Source organism: Aeromonas sp. QDB56 (assembly GCF_027705505.1).
Lineage (GTDB): Bacteria > Pseudomonadota > Gammaproteobacteria > Enterobacterales > Aeromonadaceae > Aeromonas > Aeromonas caviae.
In genome coordinates, this window is record NZ_JAPDBZ010000004.1 from 1 (window position 1) to 23921 (window position 23921).

18 protein-coding genes and 1 other RNA gene are annotated in these 23921 nt (G+C 60.5%); 11 read left to right on the top strand and 8 right to left on the bottom strand.

Going from position 1 to position 23921, the window contains the following annotated elements:
- The 3 genes from OKB81_RS01060 to OKB81_RS01070 form a co-directional block, all read left to right on the top strand.
- A partial coding sequence (locus tag OKB81_RS01060; RefSeq protein ID WP_270664369.1) for a methyl-accepting chemotaxis protein occupies positions 1-830 on the top strand: 830 nt, incomplete at its 5' end.
- 178 nt (positions 831-1008) lie between these two features.
- The gene (locus tag OKB81_RS01065) at positions 1009-1539 is read left to right on the top strand and encodes a DUF1523 family protein (RefSeq protein WP_010674042.1); all 531 of its coding nucleotides are present in this window, start codon (positions 1009-1011) and stop codon (positions 1537-1539) included.
- Positions 1536-1832 (top strand): winged helix-turn-helix domain-containing protein, encoded by a 297-nt coding sequence (locus tag OKB81_RS01070; protein WP_039039881.1) that lies wholly within the window; start codon positions 1536-1538, stop codon positions 1830-1832. Before OKB81_RS01065 ends, OKB81_RS01070 begins: the two co-directional genes overlap by 4 nt.
- A 96-nt stretch (positions 1833-1928) precedes the next feature.
- On the opposite strand, the gene OKB81_RS01075 is transcribed toward OKB81_RS01070, so the two are convergent.
- Positions 1929-2405: a hypothetical protein gene (locus tag OKB81_RS01075; protein WP_045525252.1), complete on the bottom strand. Its 477-nt coding sequence runs from the start codon at positions 2403-2405 to the stop codon at positions 1929-1931.
- A 29-nt stretch (positions 2406-2434) separates the two neighbouring features.
- Positions 2435-3370, bottom strand: a complete 936-nt coding sequence (rihA, locus tag OKB81_RS01080) for a pyrimidine-specific ribonucleoside hydrolase RihA (RefSeq protein WP_109112420.1) — start codon at positions 3368-3370, stop codon at positions 2435-2437.
- Between the two features lie 194 nt (positions 3371-3564).
- Between rihA and OKB81_RS01085 the strand changes: the two genes are divergently transcribed.
- On the top strand, positions 3565-4296 hold the full coding sequence (locus OKB81_RS01085) for an RluA family pseudouridine synthase (RefSeq protein WP_420359772.1): 732 nt from the start codon (positions 3565-3567) through the stop codon (positions 4294-4296).
- Positions 4297-4403: 107 nt separating this feature from the next.
- Here the strand turns inward: OKB81_RS01085 and udp are convergent, their stop codons facing one another.
- Positions 4404-5159 (bottom strand): uridine phosphorylase, encoded by a 756-nt coding sequence (udp, locus tag OKB81_RS01090; RefSeq protein ID WP_010674037.1) that lies wholly within the window; start codon positions 5157-5159, stop codon positions 4404-4406.
- A 392-nt stretch (positions 5160-5551) separates the two neighbouring features.
- Between udp and OKB81_RS01095 the strand changes: the two genes are divergently transcribed.
- The 3 genes from OKB81_RS01095 (at position 5552) to OKB81_RS01105 (ending at position 7856) form a co-directional block, all read left to right on the top strand.
- Entirely contained in the window at positions 5552-6649 is a 1098-nt protein-coding gene (locus OKB81_RS01095; RefSeq protein WP_160838880.1) for an iron-containing alcohol dehydrogenase, read from the top strand.
- Positions 6650-6781: 132 nt separating this feature from the next.
- Positions 6782-7120, top strand: a complete 339-nt coding sequence (locus OKB81_RS01100) for an outer membrane protein assembly factor BamE (RefSeq protein ID WP_029314185.1) — start codon at positions 6782-6784, stop codon at positions 7118-7120.
- Between the two features lie 100 nt (positions 7121-7220).
- Positions 7221-7856, top strand: a complete 636-nt coding sequence (locus OKB81_RS01105; RefSeq protein ID WP_160838878.1) for an NAD-dependent epimerase/dehydratase family protein — start codon at positions 7221-7223, stop codon at positions 7854-7856.
- Positions 7857-7924: 68 nt separating this feature from the next.
- Here the strand turns inward: OKB81_RS01105 and OKB81_RS01110 are convergent, their stop codons facing one another.
- Together OKB81_RS01110 and OKB81_RS01115 are read right to left on the bottom strand one after the other, a co-directional pair.
- Positions 7925-8281: an RnfH family protein gene (locus tag OKB81_RS01110; protein ID WP_102948158.1), complete on the bottom strand. Its 357-nt coding sequence runs from the start codon at positions 8279-8281 to the stop codon at positions 7925-7927.
- Positions 8274-8708, bottom strand: a complete 435-nt coding sequence (locus tag OKB81_RS01115; RefSeq protein ID WP_010673974.1) for an SRPBCC family protein — start codon at positions 8706-8708, stop codon at positions 8274-8276. Before OKB81_RS01115 ends, OKB81_RS01110 begins: the two co-directional genes overlap by 8 nt.
- Before the next feature lie 248 nt (positions 8709-8956).
- Here OKB81_RS01115 and smpB point away from each other — a divergent pair, with 248 nt between their 5' ends.
- Positions 8957-9445, top strand: a complete 489-nt coding sequence (smpB, locus tag OKB81_RS01120; RefSeq protein WP_010673973.1) for an SsrA-binding protein SmpB — start codon at positions 8957-8959, stop codon at positions 9443-9445.
- A gap of 122 nt (positions 9446-9567) precedes the next feature.
- Positions 9568-9927, top strand: a transfer-messenger RNA (tmRNA) gene (ssrA, locus tag OKB81_RS01125).
- 208 nt (positions 9928-10135) lie between these two features.
- Here ssrA and OKB81_RS01130 read toward each other — a convergent pair.
- Positions 10136-10258 carry a hypothetical protein gene (locus OKB81_RS01130; protein ID WP_270665076.1) on the bottom strand — a complete coding sequence of 41 codons (123 nt, stop codon included), beginning with the start codon at positions 10256-10258 and terminating at the stop codon, positions 10136-10138.
- A 511-nt stretch (positions 10259-10769) separates the two neighbouring features.
- Here OKB81_RS01130 and OKB81_RS01135 point away from each other — a divergent pair.
- On the top strand, positions 10770-10949 hold the full coding sequence (locus OKB81_RS01135) for a hypothetical protein (protein ID WP_033137226.1): 180 nt from the start codon (positions 10770-10772) through the stop codon (positions 10947-10949).
- Complete coding sequence (locus OKB81_RS01140) at positions 10949-11347, top strand: type II toxin-antitoxin system death-on-curing family toxin (RefSeq protein ID WP_182785848.1); 399 nt, start codon at positions 10949-10951, stop codon at positions 11345-11347. Before OKB81_RS01135 ends, OKB81_RS01140 begins: the two co-directional genes overlap by 1 nt.
- A gap of 44 nt (positions 11348-11391) precedes the next feature.
- Here the strand turns inward: OKB81_RS01140 and OKB81_RS01145 are convergent, their stop codons facing one another.
- On the bottom strand, positions 11392-14592 hold the full coding sequence (locus OKB81_RS01145; RefSeq protein ID WP_270671074.1) for a PLxRFG domain-containing protein: 3201 nt from the start codon (positions 14590-14592) through the stop codon (positions 11392-11394).
- Between the two features lie 156 nt (positions 14593-14748).
- Positions 14749-23919: a methyltransferase gene (locus tag OKB81_RS01150; RefSeq protein ID WP_270805095.1), complete on the bottom strand. Its 9171-nt coding sequence runs from the start codon at positions 23917-23919 to the stop codon at positions 14749-14751.
- Between the last annotated feature and the right edge of the window lie 2 nt (positions 23920-23921).

Sequence of the window (23921 nt, forward strand, 5' to 3'; positions counted from 1 at the left end):
AAGAGCCGGCTGGAATGACGACTATCGGGCTCAGTTATTCTTTGGTTAAAATATCAACAAAGTGTGCTCCCGCCCTGCAGCAGCAGCGGGGTGAGACCGAACAGGTGGCCTCCGCCGTCACCGAGCTGGCCAGCACCGCCGACAACGTCAACCACAACGCCGCCCTGGCCGACGAGCTGGCCCGGGATGCCAACAGTCGGGTCGAGCAGGGGCTGGCCCTGTTTGCCGAAAGCATCGAGGCCAACGGCCGCATGGCGGGCAGTCTGGAGAACGCCGCGACTGTGGTGGCCAGGCTCAAGTCCCAGTCCGAGCAGATCGGCAAGGTGATCGAAGTCATTCAGAGCATTTCGGAGCAGACCAACCTGCTGGCCCTCAACGCCGCCATCGAGGCGGCCCGCGCCGGTGAAAGCGGCCGCGGCTTTGCGGTGGTGGCCGACGAAGTGCGCCTGCTGGCTGCCCGTACCCAGGACTCCACCAAGGAGATCCAGGCCATCATCGAGCAGTTGCAGAGCCAGTCCCTCTCCGCCAACAGCGGCGTGCAGCAGACCCTGGAGATCCTCGGCCACAACCGGCAGCTCTCCGCCGAGGTACAGGCCTTGCTGGGGGGCATCACGGACGCGGTCAACCAGATCAACGGTGCCAACGCCCAGGTGGCGACCGCGGCAGAACAACAATCCTGCGTCACCGCCGACATCAGCCGCAACCTCACCAACATCCACGAGATCGTGAACCAGAACGCCGCCGGCATCAGCCAGAGTGCCGCCGCCAGTCACGAACTGTCACAGCTCGCCGAGCAGCAGCGCAGGCAGCTCGCCCAGTTCCAGCTCTGATACTGCGAGGATCTCTTCGATACCGTGGGGCCCGGCGCTGGCCCCGCACTTGCCCCTCCCCCTTCACGCCTCCTGTTTAAAACGGGTTTTTGCCATCAAGGTGTCATTGGGGGCTGGGCTGCATGCACAAATGTGGGTATGGTAGAGGCACGTCACTCCCCCTCATCGAGAGATCATCATGAGCCTGAAGTTCAAGAAACCCGCTTTTATCATGCTCGGCCTCATCGCCCTGCTCTCCGCACTCTGGCTCGATTTCTATCTGCCGGAGCACACCATCGCCACCATCACCGGGGTGGAGGTGAAGCGCACCGACAAGGATGGCCCCATCAGCCAGAAGAACCCGGCTGACGGCCCCACCACCGACGTCTATTACATCTACACCGAACGCCCCGGCGAGAAGATCCGGGTGTTTCGCAATGAAGACACCGAATGGGGCTGGCCCTTCTACTTCAAGTTCAACGCCGCCGACGTCCAGGCCAAGGCCAAGTCCATGGAGTTCGAAAAACGCCTGGCCATCATCACCTCCTACGGCTGGCGCGTGAACATGTTCTCCATGTTCCCCAACGTCACCAAGATCGCGAGCACCGAGCCCGATGCCTCCACCTGGAGCTTCTTCCGCTGGTTCTGGTTCGGTGTCTGGGCCCTGGTGATGGGCAAGGCGGCCATCGCCACCTGGCGCTACTTCGATCGCCTCGAGGACGAGATATGAGCGAGCCGAGCAAGACCCGCACCAGCTTCTATCGCCGGCTCTACGTGGCTCACCTCATCAGTCAGGGCACGGACACCGTGCCCGCCATCATGGAGGCGACCGGCATGCCGCGCCGCACCGCCCAGGACACCCTCAGCGCCCTGGCTGAGCTCGACATCCAGTGCGCCTTCGAGCAGACCGAGGGGGCTCGCCATCTGCAGGGGCACTACCGCATCAGCGACTGGGGGCCCATCAATCCGGCCTGGATTGCTGCGCAGCTTCCCGTCATCAGGCAGACCCTGGGGTATCCCTGACACCCCGGACCCGGGTCTGCTCCCATAGAGAAGGGGCCAGCCTTGCGGCTGGCCCCTTTCTTGTCTGGCCTGATATCCCGTTGCCCTCCCCCGGACTCACTCCCCTTCGCCGAAAGACGCTTCCGGCAGCGGCTCCGCCGACTCACCCCGGGTGCAGTCGATGATGGAGCGCTTGGGATTGTTGGGGTCGCGCAGCAACAGGGGGGCCATCCCCTCGTCATGCAGCCTCTCGTCGGAAAATTCGCTGCCATAGGCGTTGTGGGTCAGCCTGCGGGCATTGGCGATGGGGGTATCCACGAAGAGGGCATGTACCTCGAAGGTGGAGGCTGGCACCAGGAAGCCGACGATGGGCAGGCCGTGCAACTCCTGATGGACCTTGTACCAGGCAAAGCCCTCGCTCACCTTGTCAGGGGTATACATGGCGAGCTGCGGATTGGCCGGGCGCCCGGTCTCGATGTCGAGATGAAGGGTGTCCAGCTCGCAGGTCGCCAGCCCCTGCCACATCTTCTCGAACGGGGTCGCGCAACCCGTCAGTTGCATGCATGTCAGCAGCGCCAACGTCCCTTTCCACATTCCCAACCCCTTATCCGATGTCCAGGATTTCAACCAAATGAGCGCAGTCGCTGCACCAGCAACTCGATGAAACCTACCCTGTCGAGCCCCAGCAGCACCAGGGCATTGGCCGGTTTGCCGGTCAGGTCGTAGCGATCCACCACCGTCATCCCCAGGGTATGGGTCCCGCCGGTTTCGATATCGACCCGGCACTCCACCCCGTGAAACAGGGAGGGCGCCAGCAGCCAGGCGATGGTACAGGGGTCATGGAGCGGCGCGCCAGCAAATCCCCACTTGGGATCCCGATGATAGATCATGAAAAAGTCGAGCAGCTGTGCCACGCACTGCGCCACCGGGTTGGGAATGGCGCGTACCCGCTCGATATCCTCGTCCATCACCTGGGCCTCGTGGGTCACGTCCAGCCCGCACATGGTGATGGGCAGCCCCGACTTGAAGACCATATCGGCCGCTTCGGGATCCACATAAATATTGAATTCCGCCGCGGGGGTCCAGTTGCCCGCACCGGCGGCGCCCCCCATCAGCACGATGCGGGCGATCTTCTGCTTGAGCTCGGGGTGGGCCGCCAGCAAGAGGGCAATGTTGGTGAGCGGCCCGGTCGGCACCAGGGTGACCGGCTCCGGGCTCTCGCGCAGACATCTTGCCATCAGTTCAAGGGCGCTCATCGCCCGGGGAGCAAAGGCGGGCTCCGGCAGTTCTGGGCCGTCCAGCCCCGATTCGCCATGGACGTTGTCGGCGATAATGAGCTCACGGGCCAGAGGCTTGGCAGCCCCCGCCGCCACCGGGATGTCGTCGCGGCCGAGCAGGGTCAGGATGCGCAGGGCATTGTTGAGGGTCTTGTCCGGGGTCTGGTTGCCCGCGCTGGTGGTGACCGCCAGCACCTTCAGCTCGGGGCTCGCCAGCGCCAGAATGAGGGCGATGGCATCATCGTGGCCGGGATCGCAATCGAGAATAACGGGCAACGCCATGGACAGACTCCTTACAACATGACAGGGAGCCATACCTTAGCAAGAGATGGCCAGATGAACTCAGGAGGGAGTCACAAAACGCCTCAACCAACGAGATCAAGTACTTGGCGACAGGCCTTGGGAGCGGACACCCAGATTCGCCGCGCCGCCATCGTTCGGGTATGATCCCTCCCCCTTCATCGTCCGGCTGCCCCATGTCCGTCATCGTCGACATCTTCATCGCCCCGCCCTGCGCCGCCACCATCGAGATCCTGTTTGAGGATGCGCATCTGCTGCTTATCAACAAGCCGAGCGGCCTGCTGAGCCTCTCGGGCAAGAACCCGCAGAACCTCGATTCGGTCCACTACCGGCTGGTACAGGATTACCCCGGCTGCACCCTGGTGCACCGCCTCGACTTTGGCACCTCGGGCGTCATGGTGGTGGCCAAAAACAAGAGCATCAACGCCCTGCTCTGCCACCAGTTCAGCCAGCGCACCGTGAGCAAGGCTTACGAGGCACTGCTCTGCGGCCATCTGGCGGTGGATGAGGGCGTCATCGACGCATCCATCGCCAAGGATCCGGCGCTGTTCCCGCTGATGAGCATCTGCGCCGCCAGCGGCAAACCCGCCCGCTCACGCTATCGGGTGATGGAGCGGCTCACCCTGGAGGGGGCAGGCCAGCCGGTGCCATTGACCCGGGTCAGGCTGGTACCGGAAACCGGGCGCACCCACCAGCTGCGCATCCACAGCCAGTGGCTGGGCCATCCCATCCTGGGATGCGATCTCTATGGCGGCCTGCTCCCGCCAGGCTGCGAACGAGCCCCCAGACTGATGCTGCACGCCAGTGAACTCGGTTTTGTGCACCCGGTGAGCGGCGAAGCGGTACAGATCCGCTGTGAGGCACCCTTTGCGCAGGCACTGGCGGCCATGACGGTGCAACAGGGGTAACGAAGAAGGGGGAAAGCAGGGCCAGGAAGGCAAAAGGGGCAAACGGCGGATAAAGATAGGGGCCGCGCTTTCGCAACGGCCCCCACCCCCCACTCGGTGTGGTGCTATCAGATCAGCTTGCGAGCGGCGCCCAGCACGATCTTGATGGCATCAGATTCGGTTTTCGCCATGGTTTCGGCGTTCGGGATTTCCTGCTGGGTACGGTTCACGATGACACCGGCCACCATGCCCGCACGCAGGCCCTGGCTGGTACACATGGTCAGCAGGGTCGCGGACTCCATCTCGTAGTTCAGCACGCCCATGGCTTGCCACTCTTTCATGGAACCCTGGAAACGTTGTACCACGCGACCGGATACGGTGTCGTAACGCTCCTGACCCGGGTAGAAGGTGTCAGAAGAAGCAGTGACGCCCACATGCAGCTTGGAGCCCAGCTCCTTGGCGGTGTTCACCAGGGCGGTGGTGCAGTCAAAGTCGGCCACTGCCGGGAACTCCATCGGCGCGAAGTGCAGGCTGGCACCGTCGAGGCGCACGGAGCCGGTGGTGACGATCACGTCGCCCACGTTCAGGTGCGGCTGGATGGCGCCGGTGGTGCCGATGCGCAGGAAGGTACGGATACCCAGCTGGGCCAGCTCTTCCACCGCGATGGAGGTGGACGGGCCACCGATACCGGTGGAGCAGATGATCACGGCCTTGCCGTCCATCTCGCCGCGCCAGGTGGTGAATTCACGATGGCTGGCCAGGTGCACCGGGTTGTCCAACAGTTCTGCGATGCGCTTCACGCGCTCGGGGTCACCGGGGACGATCGCCAGGGTGGCGCCTTGCAGATCCGCTTTTTTCAAACCCAAGTGAAATACATCAGACATAGTGGACTCCTGGTTGCGCCCCGCCGCATGGCAGCCGAGTGCAGTTAAGGTGATTCTTTACGGTACTTTCAAGCCGGTGTCCCCTCATCCGGGGAGGCGCCAACTATGGTCGAAAGCGCTTTCCAATTCCTTGATGCGCCTCACACTTCTGCGCTTCAAAGCTGACAAAAATGGCGCGAAACGTTTGCTAAGATGATGAATTTCTTGAAAAACGTTTTTACGTTCCTTTTGCACTCCCATCCCTTGTCAAGCCTTGAGCGACCGTCCATTTAAAGAGCGCGATCGAGTCCACAAAGTTGCAAACGAGATACCATTGACCCCTTCTCATCCCCTCCGACGCTGTTATGTTGGCGCCCGCATACCACTTAATGGCTAATCATACGGAGTCCATCATGGCGACATTCAAGTTCTACATTCCCGCAATCAACCTGATGGGGGCGGGCTGCCTGCAGGAAGCGGCAGCGGATATCCAGGGACATGGCTATCGCAAGGCGCTCATCGTCACCGACAAGATCCTGGGCCAGATTGGCGTGGTGGGCCGGCTTGCCGCCCTCCTGGCCGAGCACGGCATAGGTGCCGTGGTGTTCGACGAGACCAGACCCAATCCCACCGTGGCCAACGTCGAGGCGGGTCTTGCGATGATCCGGGCCCACGGCTGTGACTGCGTCATTTCGCTCGGCGGCGGCTCACCCCACGACTGTGCCAAGGGCATCGCCCTGGTGGCCGCCAATGGGGGCAGCATCAAGGATTACGAGGGGGTGGATCGCTCCGACAAGCCGCAGTTGCCGCTCATCGCCATCAATACCACGGCCGGTACCGCCTCCGAGATGACCCGTTTTTGCATCATTACCGACGAATCCCGTCAGGTGAAAATGGCCATCATCGACAAACACGTCACGCCGCTGATGTCGGTCAACGACCCGGAACTGATGCTGGCCAAGCCCGCCGGCCTCACCGCCGCCACCCCGGTCACCGATGCCAGCGCCGTGATGGCCATCGCACTGATTGCCGAACACCTTCGCACCGCCGTGCATCAGGGGGAGGATCTCCATGCCCGCGAGCAGATGGCCTATGCCCAGTTCCTGGCCGGCATGGCCTTCAACAACGCAAGCCTGGGCTATGTGCACGCCATGGCTCACCAGCTCGGCGGCTTCTACGACCTGCCCCACGGGGTGTGCAATGCGGTGCTGCTGCCCCATGTCCAGGCCTATAACGCCCGGGTGTGCGCCGGTCGGTTCAAGGATGTGGCCCGTCATATGGGGGTGGATGTGAGTGCCATGAGCGATGAGCAGGGTGCGGCGGCAGCCATTGATGCCATCCGGCAACTGGCTAGCGACGTCAAGATCCCCACCGGTCTGGAGCAGCTCGGGGTCAGGGCCGACGACCTAGACGTGCTGGCCACCAATGCGCTCAAGGATGCCTGTGGTCTCACCAACCCCAGGCAGGCGACTCACGCGGAGATCGTCGCCATCTTCCGCGCCGCCATGTAAGGGGGCAAGATCTGCCAGGGCCGCCACGCGGCCCTTTTTATTGGCTGATGGATCAATGGCTTTTTACTTCCGCACGGGGAGTGGGTATGATTTGCCGAGCTAAAAAGACTGTATGGATGATCTGAACCCGATATGCGGATGAAACACCTGATTGCCGCGGCCCTGACCGCCCTCACCCTGTCCGGTTGCAGCCTGGTCTATCGCATCGATATTCCCCAGGGCAACTATGTGGAACAAAAGCAGGTCGACAAGCTGCGCCAGGGCATGACCCGCGAACAGGTCGAGTTCGTGCTGGGTTCTCCCATGTTGCGCGACAGCTTTGACCCCAACACCTGGTACTACCTCTATGAGTTCCAGCCCGGTCGGGGCGACAAGGAGCGCAAGGAGCTGACCCTCAACTTCGTGGGTGACAGACTGGCCACCGTGACCGGTGATTTCCCTCTCCCTGCCGCCTTCACCACACCGCTCTAGATGACATCACAAAACCGGCTTCTGCCGGTTTTGTTCTCTCTGGCCCCGGTGATGTCGCCGGGCCACACTCTGGATGCCTCATTGCCCCGAGGAGATCATCATGAGTCGATTCCTGATTGCCGGCGCCACCGGTCTGATTGGCAAAGCCTTGCTGCGCGAGCTGGGGACGGAGCACAACCTCCTCCTGCTCTGCCGCAAACCGGGCGACCCCGCTCCGGGACGCACCTGGCTGCCCACCTCGTTCGACGCGCTGGACAGATTGACGCTGCCCTCCCCTGTGGACATTGCCTTCTGCTGCCTTGGCACCACCCGCAAGGATGCCGGCTCGGCCGAGGCCTTTCGCCGGGTCGATCTCGACTATGTGCTGGCCTTTGCCGCGCTCGCCCGTCGCCACGGCTGCCGCCGCCTGCTGGTGGTCTCCAGTCTGGGCGCCAACCCGGGTTCCCCTGCTCTCTATCCCCGCACCAAGGGCGAGATGGAGCAGGCCCTGCTGGCCCAGGAGTGGCAGCGGCTCGTCATCCTGCGCCCGGCCATGCTGCTCGGCCATCGCGAACCTGCGCGCCGTTCGGAGCAGATCATCCAGGCCATCTATCCGCTGGTAAAGCCCCTGCTGCGCGGGTCGCTGCGCCGCTGGCGTGCCATCGAGGCCAGCCAGGTGGCGCACGCCATGGCGCGCCTTGCCATCAAGGAGAGCGGGATAGAGACGGTGGAAAACGAGCGCCTGCTCACACTGTGATGCCCCGTGTCGGGCGAGACGATCACAAAGGGGCGCCACGGCGCCCCCTTGTCACAACCCATCACCCGTCAGGTGCCGGCATCGTCTCGCTTGCGGTGCACATCGGGCCGCCCGCCGGTGACCACATCGGCACGCCCCTCTTCCTTGGCTTTTTCCGCACGCTTCTTGCGCATCTCCTTGGGGTCGGCGATGAGAGGGCGGTAGATCTCGATGCGATCCCCCTCCTGCACCGGCTCTGCGCCCTTGACCGGACGGCTGTAAATACCGAACTTGTTGACCGACAGGTCGATCTCCGGGTGCTTTTGCAGGATGCCGGACTGTTCGATGGCCGCCAGCACGCTGGTCTCGGGCGCGACCCGGATGCACAGCACCGTCTGCCGCTCGGGCAGGGCATAGGCCACTTCGATATTGAGGAGCTCAGACACCGTAAACCACCTTGGCACGATTGGAGAAGGCGAGCACCATGGAGCTCACCAGCTCGCGGAAGATCTGGCCAAAGGCCAGCTCAATGAGCTTGGAGGTGAACTCGAAGTCGAGATCAAACTCCACCTTGCAGGCATCCACGTCCAGGGGCGTGAAGGTCCACCATCCCGCCAGCTTGCTGAAAGGCCCCTCCACCAGCTCCATCTTGATGGTGCGATTGGCATCGAGCTGGTTGCGCGTGGTAAAGGTCTTGGCGATACCTGCCTTGGCCACATCGACCGAGGCCATCATGTAGTCTTCACCTGACTCATGAACACGGCTGCCGACACAGCCGGGCAGGAACTCAGGATAGGCATCAACATCATTGACCAGCCGGAACATCTGTTCCGCGCTGAACATCACCAGGGCACTGCGAGTAATACGGGGCATGGGTTTTCCTCATCCAATCGGCCCGATTTTATCACCTTGTCAGCCAAAATCACCGCCGAAACTGTTCGCGGGTCACCAAGCAGGGCAATCGCACACTTTCCGGCCAGTGTGGCCTGCTCTCGCCCCGCCCTTCCCTCAAAATCGTCATCGAACTGCTCACAAAGCCGCCACTCGGAGCGCTGTGCGTTTTACAGCCGCCGCCACCCACGTATAATGCGCCTTCCTAAACATTGCCTAAGGCCCCCGTCATGAGCAAAAAGAACAGTAAAAACAAAGCCGGGTCCAGCACCATTGCACTCAACAGAACCGCCCGTCACGAGTACTTCATCGAAGAGCGCGTGGAAGCCGGTCTGTCCCTGCAAGGGTGGGAAGTGAAGTCCCTGCGGGCGGGCAAGGCCAACATCAGCGAAGCCTATGTCATCTTCATGCAGGGGGAAGCCTTCCTGTTCGGCTCCAGCTTCCTGCCGCTGAACGCCGCCTCCAGCCACGTGGTATGCGATCCGACCCGCACCCGCAAATTGCTGCTCAGTCGCCGTGAACTCGACAAGCTCGAGAGCCTGACCGCTCGTCAGGGCTACACCATAGTGCCGCTGGCCCTCTACTGGAAAGCGTGCTGGGTCAAGGTCGAGATCGGCCTGGTGAAAGGCAAGAAAGAGCACGACAAGCGGGAAGACACCAAAGCACGGGAATGGGACCGTGAGAAGGCCCGCATCATGAAGAACAAGCACCGCGGTTGATTGTGCGCCGCCGGCCCCCATGCGGCGACCAATAAACCAGCAATCGACCGGCCAAGGCCGGTCGATTGCCATCAACGCCTTGCCATGACAGGATTTTTGCGTACAATCCCTTTTGACAACTTGGGGCTGATTCTGGATTCGACAAGATTCACGAAACCCAAGGTGCATGCCGAGGTGCGGTAGGCCTCGTTAATAAACCGCAAAAAAATAGTCGCAAACGACGAAAACTACGCACTCGCAGCTTAATAACCTGCGCTGAGCCCTTCTCCCCTAGCTTGCCTGTGTCCTAGGGAAATGGAAGGTCATCCTTCACAGGATCGTGTGGAAGTCCTGCTCGGGGCGGAAGCATTAAAACCAATCGAGCTAGTCAATGCGTGGCGTGTCTCTCCGCAGCGTGTTGGCGAATGTAAAGAGTGACTAAGCATGTAGTACCGAGGATGTAGTAATTTTGGACGGGGGTTCAAATCCCCCCAGCTCCACCAATTTAACTAGGACACCGACAGGACAAACCCAGAAAAAACAGCCACTTAGCAAAAACATAGCGACAGTGACTGGCCCAAAACTGGAATCAAAATGATCCAATGGTGATCCAAGAACAAGAAAGCCTGCAGAAATGCAGGCTTTTTTCTTTTCTACCCTCCAGGCATAGAAAAGCCCGCACAGTGGCGGGCCAATCCGAATCCTTCCGCATCACGCTGACACGGTGGCTTCATCGCGTAGTTTTTCCAGAATGCTCGCGATCTTTCTCTCCTCCTCAGGCGCCAGGTCCAGCGTCTCAACAAACTCTTCCAGTTCGCTTAGTAGTGATTCCATCCGATTTCCCCCTTGCTCTCCCAGTCTCTCGACTGTGAAACACTGTATGCACATACAGTAAACTTCTTGAATTTATCATTTTCGGACTGATTTGGGTATTAAAAATGGGGCCCTAGCCCCATCAGTGTCGTGCCTTTCTCTAAATCCCTGCCCAAATATCACCAGATACTAATGAGAAAGTTCAACGCAAACCCTATCAAGACAGCGAAGAAACTGAACGCCATGAAGGTGTCCAGGTCATCGCGACTGGACTTACTGAAACACCAACACCCGGCAGCAAAGGGGATCAGGGCCAGCGTAAAGCTGAAACTGAACGCTTTCAGCGCCACCACCATCATTATCAGAGCAAACAGTATCCACATGGTCGGGGGTCTCACTGGTCAGTGGGCCAGCTTACCCTCTGTGGTCCGGGGCAAGCCAGGGCCGCGCAACGGAATTGGACATCCCACAGGTTGTCGCTTTACCATTTATGGTAAAGTCTCACCATGCGACATCAAGAGGTAGCCACAGCATGAAAGACAACACCGTCAGCAACAAATATGGATTGCCACAAGTGCAGAATCGGCCACAAATCAAGGCTGAAAAGAACCTGTGCCTGAACGGTGAAGAGGGCCGCCAGATCATCAAGTCTGAGACCAAGCTGACACTGAAGACCCACGAAAAGACATTCACCCGTTTGGCTGATATGTAATGGATATCATCCAGTTTCCTCCCGCTCGGGTGCTGGAGATTAACCACTACATCCTAGGTGCGTCGCCTGGTCACCAGGGGCCTGCCAGCATAGCGTTATTGGAGGGGGCGCTTGGCCGCATCGACAACGCCATCGCCTACAACGGGCTAAATGATGTGTTTCTCATCGCCGCAAAGTACGCAATGGCCATCGGTACCGCTCACGCCTTTTCCGATGCCAATAAGCGCACCGGACTTGCGGTCTGCCTTGAGTATCTCTCCCTCAACGACTTCGAGATTGAAAGAGATAACGAGAAGCTGGCGGACGCTATGGTTGACCTTGTGCTTGGCGAGCTGCCAGAAGAGTGGTTTGCCGATATCCTTTACGCGCTTTGGTTGGAAGAGCAAAAAACCTCCTGATGCCCTTTCTATCAGGCGGCCGCAGCGACGGCCGCCCTTCCCCATCAATCGGCGAAGCGCCCCTCCTCTCTCAGGTACTCCCGGTTTCGATTGAGGTATACCCCGCCCTGAGTGCGCTCGTTGCTGCGAAGCTTTGACTTAAACGACAACGCCAAGCTCTTGCCGGTGATGCGCTCGCGAGGGTGGTGGATGGAATTGAACATTTTGATGCGCTCCAGTACCTCTTGCACCTCGTCCATCTCACCACTTTTGCGGGCCATGTAATAGTCGGTCAGCAACTGGGAGCGCTTATCCGCGATGCGTTTCTCCTTGCCTTTGATGTATTCGCGGGCGTCGTAATTCTTGGCCATTTGGGCGCTACCGAAACCCAGCCCCTGCATGGCGACGTTCCAGGTCGAAACATCATCCATGATGATGTCGCCTTTAATGGTCTGCTCCCCTTCTGTCGCTTGGCGATAGGACTTGGCAACGTCGCGAATCGACTTGGGCAACATGGTTTCCAGTCCGCGCTGAATGTGGCCATCCGTCATCTGCCCCGCGCCCCGCGCCAGGTTTATGCCAATCCCGGCAACCGGGCCCAGCAGTTGCTGAACAGCGTGCCATGCCAGATCGTCGCCCTCGGTCCCCTCTTTGGGACTGCGCCACCACAAGTCATTGAGGCCGGTTCGCCCGGCAATGCTCAGGTTAGTGAGCGAATCGAGCGGCCCCTTGGCCAGCAACTCCCCGGCGCGCGGCCCCAGTGCCTCAGTCAGCCCCAAGCGGAATGACGCCTCCCCGCTACGGTCATCGTCATCATCGGCAGCCGCCGCCAGCGCATAGGCCACCCAAGTGATCGGCACGGGCAAGCCCATCACCCCGGCCATGACCCAGTGCGCCGCCATGATCCCGCCCAGCGTCTTGGCGGCCTGCTTATCTCCCTTGGCCGCCTTGATGGCGTTGGAATAGATCACATAGGTCATCATCTGGCTGTAGATTTTGAACTGGGTCATCACCTTCACCACGTCGTTGCGCATATAGCGCGGGCGGTTACTGGCGGCGTAGTTGCCGTGGCCGTCATACACCATCTCGGTCACCTTCTCGGCATACTGCTCGGCGCTCAGGGTCGGCTCGGCCTCCTTGAGCAAGCGATAGGCTGCCAGCGCGGCTACCTCCCGGTTCAACACCTCGGCATTGTGGAAGGTGGCGCCCGCCCAGCGCATCGCCTTTCGCCAATGCTTGCTCATCACCTTGGCGTCCTGCTGATCGGTGTCCGCCTTGGCGGCAACGCTGTGCGCCTGGGTCAGGTCGAGCACCCCGGCACGGTACAGCTCTTTGAGCAGCGCCAGCTCATCGGCCTTCAAAGTGGTGGAGCGGGTCAGCGATTGCCACGCCTCGGTGGTGCCCGCCTTGAACTTGCCATGTTTGATGTAATCCCCCATGGCCGCCGTCATGGCAGAGGCCGACTTGGCAAAGCCATACTTAGCCCCCAGCTGCGGCAGCATCACGGTAAAGTTTTGCGTCATGTTGACCACGGCAGAGGCCAGCGACGGCCCGATGTAATAGAGGAAGCCCGCATTACCGACATGACCCGCCCACGCCTTGCCGGTCGGGTTCATGTTCATGTCATGGCGCTTGTTCATCTCGTTAAGCACCTGCTGAGCTATCTCCAGGTCTTCAGGCTTGATGCTGCTTGGTTCACCTGTGACACCAGCCAGGACCTGCTCGCTCAGCTTATCCAGCTCCCCTTGCATCTTGTGACCATAGCGGATCTTGGAGACGTGGCGGGCAAAGTGATACACGCTGCTCATGTACGCACGGTGGGCGTCACGACTGGCCCCCTTGACCCGGCGCCGGTGAATGGCATGTTTGGCATAAGAGGCATCCGGCATCATCTTGAGCATGGCTTGCCAGATGGTGTCTTGCAGCTGATCCTTGCTCACCCCTTCGGCCTCTTCCAGAAAGTCCAGCAACTCCATGCCCAGCTGGTGCGCGTTGGCGCTATCGCCGTTGCCCTCTTCCTTGACCGTCATCAGGGCGTTATAGCCGTCGCGCTGGTACTGCTTCACCGCCTGCTCGGCATCAATGCGCCGCTCGAAGTGTTCACGCACATACTCGTCGCCCTTGCGCGCCTTCACCACATAGTCACCGAAGCGGGTCAGCGGGAAGTAAGGCCCGTGTTTGAGTGCGCTTTCCATTTTCAGGCGCATGGTTGCCGCCATGGCGCGCCCCTTGTTCTCACCCAACAGATCGACCAGCCGTTGCTCGATGGCCTCGCGCAAGGTCTCCCACTGCTGGTTATAGGTTTGCTCCATGGTGGCGTACAGCGCCTTGGCCTTGGGGGTCAAGGCTTGATACTGGCGGGCCAGCTCGGAGTGATTGCGCTCGATGATGTGAAGCTCTGCTTCATAGGCTGCTTTGGTCTCCGGTTTCTTGGCTCGTTCTACCTTCTGTTTGGCCTCCAGGTAGTAGCTGTTCTCGTCAAGGGGCTTGTCCGGGTGCAGCCGTGACATGGTGGCATCGTGCATCAGGTTGGAAAGATCAGCCTTTTCCTGCTTGCCAAGTGCATCCCACAGAGGGTCTATCCGGGTTTCTGCATCCAGCAGAATGTCGTTGCGATCAGCCTCCATCTGGGTGCGCAAGCGCTGATACTGGGATACAGCCCCGCCCGTGATATCTCGGTAAACTTGGTCAATCTGCAGGTCGGTCAAGGTCCCAAGCATCAACGGTCGCCCCTGCTTGAGCCAGTTTTTTACTGAGCTAAGAGCAGCTCCGGCTTGGTAGACCGCCTTTTGCTTGATGGATTGCTCAAGAGTTTTAGAGTCGTCGGCTGCGGTATTGGTTTGGCTAAAGCGGACATCCGGGTTGGACTTGGAATATTCGCCATTGTTTCCGATGGCAGATTTAATTTGCTCAGGGGTAAAAACTACGTATTCGAGGCCATCACCAATGATGGCACCATCATGCCCATTCGCTCTGGCCTCGCGCAGATAATTACCTTGCTCTTCGAGGCTCATCTCGTCCAGATAGACTGGATTATTCAATTTCAGGTAGACGGGAATGATGTTGGCATTAGGTCGATTTTCGGCGTAATCGTTGGCGAGTGTCTTGTCGGGGGTAAAGAAAAATCCCCCGGCGTCTTTTTCTCTACCATTATCTTCACCATAATAGAACGATTGATTCTCGACCGCATCACGCGTATTAAACGCAGTAATATCTGATTCTGTTGCGTGATAAACAACAACTGGATTGCCCGCACCATCTCGCATCAGGCTATTCCCAAACCAACGCCAGAAGTTGCGAAGCCCCTCCTCGGTTTGGTGGATTGGCTGCCCATCATGGTTTATGGTCGGTCTCTCCACTCCGCTAAGGAAGGTGCGAATAAGTCATATGGCACGAGAGCATTTACTGGTAACCCATTGATATTAAATGACTAAAATTTTCATTTTTTGTTCGTGGGATACTTGTTCGCACTTTCCCTTGGTATATTCCCCGTCACCCAGGACGTTGGCCAGGCCATAGTGGGCCAGCACCTCATGGCGCAGGATCTCGCGCATCCGCTTGGGATTGGCGATGGTATCCGCGGCCACATGCAGGGTTCCGCTGTCATCATCAAAGGCGGCGCGGCGGATCAGGCCATCTTGTGCCGCCAGCCCCAGCGCCTTCTCCAGCTCTGCCTGGGTGGCGTGGATCTGCACATCAATGCCACTGGCGCCCCGGTACTGCTTGAACCACTCCTTTGTTACCAGCTCCGCCTCTTTGCGGGTCAGGTGCTTGGCTGGTTTCTCGCCCTGCGCCATGGCCTGTTTGGAGAAACGGATCCGTCCATTAATGGCATCGCTGATAATCTTGCCCGCATTGGTGCGCGCGCCGATCAACTCGATCAGGCCAGGCATACCAGCCTCTTTAAAGCGCTGATCTTGAGAGCGCAATTCACTGCGATAGCGTGCCGGGTCAGACTCGGCCATGGTGCCTAACAACTTGGCCAACTTGGGCGCACCGCTTTTGCGCAACTCGGCTAACAGGGCGGTCTTGCCCTGAGTGAGGTAGCTGCTCAAATCACGCAGAATGGCACGCGCATCGCGCCATGCCAGTTTGAAGGCTTCGGCCCGCTGTGCCTCGGGTGATTGCAGCTCTTTGAGGGCGGCGCGCATCCGTTTGACGGCGGCCTCTTGCGCCTTCTCGTGGTCGGCCTGCCGCTCATTCTCAAGCTCAAGGTTGCTTTTCTGGCGGCGCTTGCCGAACGGGTTGCCACTGGTGCCCGTCACCATCCAACTGGGGTTGGCAATGCCATACGCCATGGTCTTCTTGGCGTTATCGACCTCGCGCTCTACCCAGGCTTCTATCAACTGACTGGCCAGTACGCGCTGATCGGGGGTGGCTAACAGCCCGTCCGCTTCCAGATCCAGCGCCAGCCGATTGGCGACGGTCTGGATCTCTTGGGCGAAGTTGCGGCCCTCGCCACGGTGAACGGCTTCATTGAAGGTTTTTTGCAGCTCTTGATCAAACACGGGCACCTTGAAGCTGATGCCCGCGACGGTGTGCCGATCTTCCGGCTCTTTGGCCCACTTGGGCGCTTTTAATCCTTGGTCTGCTGCGCTTTCAGTTGCGCCGCCATCACGATGTCCCGAAACGCCTGGCGTTGTTCCGTGGTCATTCCGTGCTGCGGCGAGTCCAAAAAGATCGCCGCTGGGTCGCGGGGTTTGGTTTCGTTGTTGGTTGTAGGCGTCGATGGCTCTGAGTGTTTCACGGATAGCTTCCTCTGCGGTGATGGGGGTAACAGCCTCACCAAACATATCATTGCTTGGTGTCTTGTTCATCATAGCCAGAATATCACCGATCATCTCGGTCATGGCTTTGGCGCTGCGGGCATTGCTGGCCATGGCTTGTGCCAACAGGGCGCTCTCAGTGCTTGGCCCGCCGCCCAGCATATCACCCTGTGCCGCCAGCTCTTGCAATGACTGACCACTGCGCTTGTTGTGGACCACACTTTCCACCGCTTCGGCCAGATAATTGGCCAGCGACTTGGCGCGATCCGGCGAGTGCTGACGCAACTGCGCCATGGCCACCGCATTGTTGAGCAGCGCCGCGATCATATTGCGACCCACCTCATCGGTTTCACCGGTGACCGCATCCAGCAAGCGCTGGTTGTCATAGCCATAGGCAAAGATGGCCGCCTTCACCCGCTTGCCGTACTCGGCATTCCAGCCGCCAGACTGATTGACATAGCTGTTGCTCTGATTTTCACCAATCGCCCGCAAGAAGGCTTGCAAGAAGCGGTGATTCTGTGCGGCCAGCACGTCGCCGCCATCGGGAATGTTGAGCATGTTCAGCATCTGAGTGGTCAGCTTGCCCGCATCGGCGCGCGCATCCTCGGTGGCGCTGTTGGCCATCTTGGCGTCAGTGTTGGAATCCACCACAAAGTCACGCAGTTGCTGATCGTCCATCTCCGTCAACCGCTCGCGGACCAGTACCGGTGCGCTCATTGCCTCAATCGCGGCAGCATCAAGACCGAACTCGGTGGCATTGGCCAGCAGGTAGGCGCGATACGCGCCAGCATCGCCGCGCTGATAGGCTTGCTTCAAGCCAATGGTGCGCCCGTTCCCACTCTCGACAATCCCATCACGCACAATCGGTGCGCCCCGGTCTGACTCCGGGCTGGCCGCCAGGCGCGCCCCATCCGGCGCGGCAGCAATCTGCCCCACCTGTACCCGATAGGTCTGCTTGCTACGGTCACGCGGCTGCAATTGCTGCGGGTAGTCGTGGTTGATATTGCCCTCAAAGTCGTGGGAAGCCACCAGATCGGCAGCCTCCATCACCCGGTATTGCACCTCGACGCTCTGCCCCTTGGGGGTTGCCACCGTCACCCGCTTGCCCTCTGGCGACGGCAGCGGCTTGGCCTCATTGGCGGGCTTGTCGATGACAAATATCTTGGTGCGCACATCGGTGGGGTTGAGCGACGCCTTGAATGACCCCTCCGGCATCGCCTGCTCACTGCCACCCAGCCCGTCAAACCACTCACGGAAGGCTTTGTTCTTGTTGTTTTGGCGATCCCCGGCGGTGGCGGACACAATGGCCACCAATCGCCCGCCCGGCTTGAGGTGGTCATAAGCATGGCGCACATGGTCAATATCCATGTCATTGGAGAATGGCGGGTTCATCACCACGGCGTCATAAGACTGGGCCGGGGTGGTGGCCATAAAGTCGCTACCCACCAGACCAAACCCTTTCGCCTGCAATATCTCGCGCAGGTCGCCAGCCAGCTCCACCGCATCGACCTTGGCCCCGGCAGCGCGCGCCGCCTCGGCCAACATGCCATGTCCGGCGGACGGCTCCAGCACCGTCATGCCCGGCTCAATCCCGGCCAGCGCCACCAGATCGGCGGCGTGACTTTCAGGGGTCGGGAAGAAGTCGATAAAGGCATTACGGTTACCGACCAGCTTGCGCTTGAGCGCGACCATCTTCTCGGCCAAGGGGTAGCGCGGCACGGCCTGCTTTTTCAACCCGGCTTGCAGGCGGGCCAGCTCACGCAGGGCGGCGCGCAGTTCGGTGTGATTGGTAATGCCCATGCGCTCCAGGCGACCATACCCGGCGATCTGATTCTTGATGGTGCTGGTGCTGTAGTCATCACTACCAGTGACATACGCCTTGAGCTTGGCAATCAGCTCCGGATCGCTCAGGGTTGTGGTCTTGTTATCCCTGTTTGCCGCAGCCTTGACCAGCGCCATGATCTTGGCCCCGGCCTGCTTGAAGCCGCTTGCCCCTTGCATCTTGGTTGCCACATCTTTGAGGTTGCTGGCGAAGTAATCCATGCCGGGCATTTGCGCCCCTTCTGCCATCATCTCCGGGGTGGCCTTGGCAGACCAACGTTCCCGGCCATCCTCGGTGCGCTCAATCATCCCCTGACTGGTCAGCGCCTCGCGGCGGGCTGGCGGCAAATTCCACAAGCTGCGGCTTAGCGCGTGGTTTAGCTCGGTCAACTGGGTGCCGTTAGCCAGGTTGCGCAGGTAAGTCACCTCGCCAGACTCAATCCCATCGGCAATGGCATCAAGCAACCCGGCAAAGTGCAACTCACTTTCAGCATTGGCGCGGGCGTTGGCGGCCTCGGTCATGCGCTTGTTGGTGTTCTCCTTGCGCTCGGCATTGAGTGCGGCGGTGGCCTTGTCACGCAGGGTATTGGCACGAGCACGCAGCGCCTCGACCTGCTTGCTCTTGCTGTCGGCCTGGGCAGGCTCAGTCACCTCGGTGGGGGTGGCCTCGGCAGACGGGGCGGCACTGGCTGCCCCCTGACCGGTCAACCAACCGCGAAACTCGGTGGCCTTGGCCTCATCCTTGAACTGAAAGCCCGGCACGGCGCCGCCGACCTTGTAAGAGGAATACCACCCCCCCAACTTTTTGGCGTGCGCGTTGATCTGGTTATAGGTGTCGCGGTCAACCCGGTCGCCCATTTGCACGACATAGAGATCCTCACCGCTCTTGGTGTGCTTGGTTTTGATAATGTCGCCACTGGCGGTCGGGGTAACGGCGGTGGCAGCCTTCACCTCGCGGGCCTGATCGCGCTTGTCCAGATTGTTGGCGGCGATCAAATCCTCATAGCGGGCGCGTTGCTCAGGGGTCAGCTTGTCCAGCGAGCGGTATTTCAGGAAGGTCTTGAACTGCTCAATGGTCTGCGGGTCGCGCAGTGCCTCCTTGGTGACGGCCAACTCGGCATCGCGCTTGGCCATGTCCGCACGCCGCTTGTTGACAAACTGCTGATACCGCTCGGCGGTCAGACCCGCCAGCGCGTCAGCCACCTTCTGATCGATGGTCAGGCGTGGCGCCTTGCTGCCAAGCGACACCACCTCGCTCATGCTGTTGCTGTCGCCGTTGGCGGCCCAGCGCAGGTTGCCCAACAACTGATCGTAAGCGGCTTGTACGACCTCCGCTTTCTTCTCGTTCTTGTAGCGCGCCGATCCCCAATAGCCCATGGTGTCCAGCACATCGGCTTTCTTCATGCCGTTCAGCTCGGCCAGTACCGCCTTGCCATTGGCAAGCAGCCCCTCCGCCATCGCCTTGAACTCGGCAAAGTCCATCTCGCCACGAAACAGGGTATTGGTGCCGTTAAGGTAATCATGCAGAGTCGCTTGCCGCCAGTCGATCACGGCATCCTTGGCTTGGGTGGTTATCTTGCTCAAGCGCTCAGTGTGGGCGGTGAACTCCGCCTCTTCTGAGGGGATCAGGTAATCCACATCGTAAGCGCCCTTGTAACTGGCCAGCATGGTCTGGTGCCAGCTCAAGAACTCCCCTTCCTTAAACTCGGCATCCTTGGCCAGGGTAGAGCGGTACACCTCGCGGCGCTTTTTCAGCCACTTCTCTTTGTGCTCTTTGTTCACCCGTGAATAGGCTGCAATCATTGTTTCAATCGGGTCTTTTATCCACGGCTTTGCCAGCTTGTTGGCTGCCATCTGGCGGGATTTCAGCGTCACATAATCCGCCACAAACACCCCTGTATCTTCCGCCGACATGTTACCAGACAGGAATTTATCGACCATCGACCGGAAGCGGCGCGCCTCGATGCTGTTATCGGCGGCGACTTCACTGTTCATCTTGCGCACATGGTCGGATGACAATTTATAACCATCTACCACCTCCAACCCCTCACTGCGACGAACCCCGCGCTCCAGCGCATCAATGGCGCGATCCAGTGCGTCGGTGTTGGCTTTGGCAGTGGTCTTTTGCTGGCTGTAGGCGCGATCCAGCTCGTTGCGGTCAATCTCGCTGGCCCCCGCCTCAAGGCGCAACCGCTTGGCGTATGCCTTGCGCCCCTTGGGTGTGCCGTCATAGCGGCTCGCTTCGCTGGACTCTTGGACCGTTGGCTCCGGCTCTGCCTCGGTGCCATCACGTCTTGCCTTGGCAGCGTCAATCAGCCACTCTTTGGTGATCTTGTCGGACGCGGACTTAAAGCGCTGATAGGTGGGAATGTCCTCATGGCGGTTTTGATATTCCGGGAAGCTGGCCAGCACATCAGTCTTATCCATGGTGTTGAGCAACTTGCCGACCTTGAGGTCGATATGTTCATCGGTGGCCCCATCAAGCGCCCCCAACTTGTCCACCATGGCGCGGGTAATGCGCGACACCATAGAACCGTCAGCCGGTGCGCTGGCTGGCGCGGTCAGTGGCCGTGTGATTGGCGGCAATACGGCTGGCTGCTGGCCAAACAGGTAAGACAGCATCCCATCCCGGTCAGCCGTGGTAAGAGAGCCATTCTTCATTGTCGTGGTGGCTGAAAATATGGGGGCGTTAAAATTATCCCCGCGCGCCCTGGCCTCTTCGGTGGCGTTATTGATAAGCCATTGTGATGCGTACTTTTCACCTTTCTGCTTTGGATACGGCGTGGTCGTTCTGCCTGACGACGTTGCAAAGGTATCGCCGCCATTGATCGGCTTGCCGTCGCTGGCGCGCCCATCGGTGTCCAAGGTGCGGGGGGGTGGCGGGTTAACACCTTGGCCCTGACGCATTGTTTCAGATTGTGCGAACCGCTCATCCCTGGTGGGCACTGGCTCTCCTTTGGATACTGCCTTGCGGTATGCCTCCTCGGCACGCTCAATGGCGGCCTCCTTGGTGTTGGCAGTAAACCAGCCTGCGCCTACTGCAGAACGATACTTCCAGCGCCCGCCATGCTCTTTTAGCAGGTCGCGATCTCGCAGCTCTTCCTCGCCAATACGGCCAGAAACAGCAGCCCCGGCATCTGTGGCCGGGGCTGTCAGTGTTGGGTCATCTTGCTGCTGTCCGTCAGGTACAGGTGCAGGCGCAGCGAGATCTGCCCGATCTCCGGATCCAGCTCGGTCGGTGAGTCCGGCAACGGCTGGTCCAGCGCCTGCTGCAGCCGGTTCGCCTGCGCCAGGCTGATCGCGTTGTCCTTCACTGCTGATTGCAGGTACTGGGGTAACTGGCTCATTGCTCACCTCTGTCTTGGGTTGCTTGACGGGGATCACCTCGCGGTATCCGGTATCGATGGCTGGTGCTAGTTGGCTGGCCTCGCCAGCGGTGGCAGACGGCGCCGGAACTGTTTCAGCGCTTACGCTTGCAGCTGGCTGATCAGATGGTTGATTCGGGTTGGTGACACTGATGTCGTCGAGTTGTGGGGCGCTTGATTGCGTGGTTGCAGCCGCCTTCACCTGCTCGACTTCGGCGATCTCGGCCACCCCGAAGCCGCCGCCATTGAGCGGCACCGGCATCTCCTGGCCCTTGCGGCTGGCCATGGCAGCCTCTTTCTCTGTTGCGAACGGCTTGCCTTTGCGGGTGATGCGCAACGACTTGAGCGGGCCAAATACCGAATCGGTGGCGCTGCCTGCCTGCTCGATGGACTGCGCCACCGGGCTGCGCGGATCGCGGGTGGACTGCTCGCCCATGCTGGTATCGACCTGATCCCGTGACAGCCTGGGCGGGGTATAGGCGCTATTGCGCGGGTCAGCGCCCGGTGTGCCCCCGGCAAAGATGGTCTCTGACTGACCGATCTGCAGGGGCTGGTTGTTCAGCTCGCGCTCACGGCGGGCCAGATCGGCGGCCCGTTGCTGCTCGGCGCGCAAGTCATTGCCATAGACCACATTGCGGTGCGGCAACTCGTTACCCACCTCGCGGGCCTCACCCTCAATCACCGCGCCCGGCAGCTCGCCAGCGGGCTTGGTGGAAGATGCCTCTGGCGGCAACACATCCCCCTCCTGCCCGCTCTGCCAGCGGGTACGCTCACCACCTCGGAATTGCGGGCCGGGGCCAGCCTGTTGGTCATCGTGATCCCCAGGTGCGGCCACTGCCTCCCCCTTGGGTTTAGCATTGGCATCGCCCGCAAAGATCACATCCTTGAGCGGCAGGGCTAGGCGCTGGTTCTCCATGGCTACCTGCTGGGCGCTCTTGTTGCCTGCGAACGGGTCAAGCCCGAGCTCGCCAGCCTGAGCTCGCTCATAAAGGCTCTTGCCCTGATCGCCAGCCTTCATCTGGGAGGCAACCAGCTCCTGCACGGTCTGGCCGAACTCACCCGCCAAGGCGCGCTGCACCTCGCTATCAGCCGCCATCCCCTTGTAGCGATCGGCGGTATCGTCTTGACGCAGATAGGCGGGAACATCACGCAGCTCGTCAAACTGGCTTGCGCTGGGGCCGAGCGGATTCAGCTCCCCCTCGGCCTGCGAGGCGGAGGGCGCCTGCTCGCCTTCTTCCAGTGGAACAGAAGCAAAGTTCGGATCCACTGCCGGACCAGCAGCGCCCTCCGTCACCGGCGCGGAAGGCTCTGCAACCGGATCGGTCCCAACGCCATCTTCCTGGCTGGCATGCTTACCGCCTCGCGCCCCACCGACAGCACCTACCGCACCACCTGCCCCCATCCCTATCAAGCCGCCCTCGATCGCGCTCGACATGACCCCCTTCATCGGGTCGATATCAGCGGCGGCCACCTCGTTGAGGGATTCGTTGACGGCGTATTGCTGCACCCCCTCCTCCAGGGTTTCGCTGATACCCTCACCTGCCGCCCCCTTGGCAGCACCTTTCAGCACTCCACCGGTGGCCGCCTTGCCAGCCAGCATCTTGAACAGCATGGCGTCGCCCATCATGGAACCCATGGCGGCAGCTCCCCACACCTTGGCGTCGCTCATAGTGGCTCGGCTGGCCAAGTTGGCCGTTTCCTCACGGGCCAGCCCCAGCTTTTCCTCATCAGAGAGATGGGCGGTCTGTTGATCCTGGTCGATGCGAGTGAACGCCTGGCGGAAGGTGTCGCTGCCCGCCAGCTCGTCAAAGCTCATTCCCAGCACAGTGTCGCGGGCGTTCACCCCGGCACTGCCCACCGATCCGGTCACCCCGGTGGTCACAGAGGCGCCGGTGGCAATTTTGGATACTGCCTTGGCGGCGACCGCTTCGGCTACCTCCTGGGTCGCGCCACGCTTGATCATGGATGCGGTGACCGCACGGCCAATAGAGACTTTGGCTGCCAATCCTGTGACGCCGCCCGCCGCCAGGGTCGGCAGCATGGAGCCAACCCCCTGCGCCATTTTCATGGCCCAGACATCGATATCCCCTGCACCATCCCCCAGGGTCAAACGTCCTTCCGGTGTTTCATCTACCAGCCGGCGCCCCAGTGCCTCCTTGGCATCCGCGCTCATTCCCTCGGTCAGCGACTCAGCTCCCCCTTGGGCCAGGTCACCTGCGCCTGCAACCGCATCCAGCACAGGGCTCAGCTTGTTGGCCATATTGGCCCGGGCCTGCTCCAGATAATCCCCACCCTGCTTGCCAGCGTTCTCCTTGCCGAAGTTGCTGGCCTGTCTTGCCAGCTCGCCAATGCCGCCGACCAGCTCCAATGCGCCCGCACCCACCCCGCGCGCCACATCACCCAGACCGACATCAAGGTCGCGCTTGGCAGTCGGCTGGGCTGATTGGGGCGGTGCAGCCGCGGCAGCAGACAGGCTGCTATCCAGGTTGCCCCAGAAAGGGTCATTGCGGGTGTCAGATTGTTGCGGCTGTGGCAGGGCGTCACGCAGTCCAGGTTTGTCCATGGTGTCCTCGGATTTCGAGCAAAAGAAAAGCCCCGAGCGGCGAACCGTTTGGGGCTTTTGAGATGGGGCGATCAGCATGC

Excerpts from the sequence above, each read along its gene's own strand:
- OKB81_RS01065 (WP_010674042.1), top strand. The coding sequence starts at position 1,009 with ATGAGCCTGAAGTTCAAGAAACCCGCTTTTATCATGCTCGGCCTCATC.
- udp (WP_010674037.1), bottom strand. The coding sequence starts at position 5,159 with ATGTCTGATGTATTTCACTTGGGTTTGAAAAAAGCGGATCTGCAAGGC.
- OKB81_RS01070 (WP_039039881.1), top strand. The coding sequence starts at position 1,536 with ATGAGCGAGCCGAGCAAGACCCGCACCAGCTTCTATCGCCGGCTCTAC.
- OKB81_RS01105 (WP_160838878.1), top strand. The coding sequence starts at position 7,221 with ATGAGTCGATTCCTGATTGCCGGCGCCACCGGTCTGATTGGCAAAGCC.
- smpB (WP_010673973.1), top strand. The coding sequence starts at position 8,957 with ATGAGCAAAAAGAACAGTAAAAACAAAGCCGGGTCCAGCACCATTGCA.
- OKB81_RS01075 (WP_045525252.1), bottom strand. The coding sequence starts at position 2,405 with ATGTGGAAAGGGACGTTGGCGCTGCTGACATGCATGCAACTGACGGGT.
- rihA (WP_109112420.1), bottom strand. The coding sequence starts at position 3,370 with ATGGCGTTGCCCGTTATTCTCGATTGCGATCCCGGCCACGATGATGCC.
- OKB81_RS01085 (WP_420359772.1), top strand. The coding sequence starts at position 3,565 with ATGTCCGTCATCGTCGACATCTTCATCGCCCCGCCCTGCGCCGCCACC.
- OKB81_RS01130 (WP_270665076.1), bottom strand. The coding sequence starts at position 10,258 with ATGGAATCACTACTAAGCGAACTGGAAGAGTTTGTTGAGACGCTGGAC.
- OKB81_RS01100 (WP_029314185.1), top strand. The coding sequence starts at position 6,782 with ATGCGGATGAAACACCTGATTGCCGCGGCCCTGACCGCCCTCACCCTG.
- OKB81_RS01135 (WP_033137226.1), top strand. The coding sequence starts at position 10,770 with ATGAAAGACAACACCGTCAGCAACAAATATGGATTGCCACAAGTGCAG.
- OKB81_RS01150 (WP_270805095.1), bottom strand. The coding sequence starts at position 23,919 with ATGCTGATCGCCCCATCTCAAAAGCCCCAAACGGTTCGCCGCTCGGGG.
- OKB81_RS01095 (WP_160838880.1), top strand. The coding sequence starts at position 5,552 with ATGGCGACATTCAAGTTCTACATTCCCGCAATCAACCTGATGGGGGCG.
- OKB81_RS01145 (WP_270671074.1), bottom strand. The coding sequence starts at position 14,592 with ATGCGAGATGGTGCGGGCAATCCAGTTGTTGTTTATCACGCAACAGAA.
- OKB81_RS01115 (WP_010673974.1), bottom strand. The coding sequence starts at position 8,708 with ATGCCCCGTATTACTCGCAGTGCCCTGGTGATGTTCAGCGCGGAACAG.
- OKB81_RS01140 (WP_182785848.1), top strand. The coding sequence starts at position 10,949 with ATGGATATCATCCAGTTTCCTCCCGCTCGGGTGCTGGAGATTAACCAC.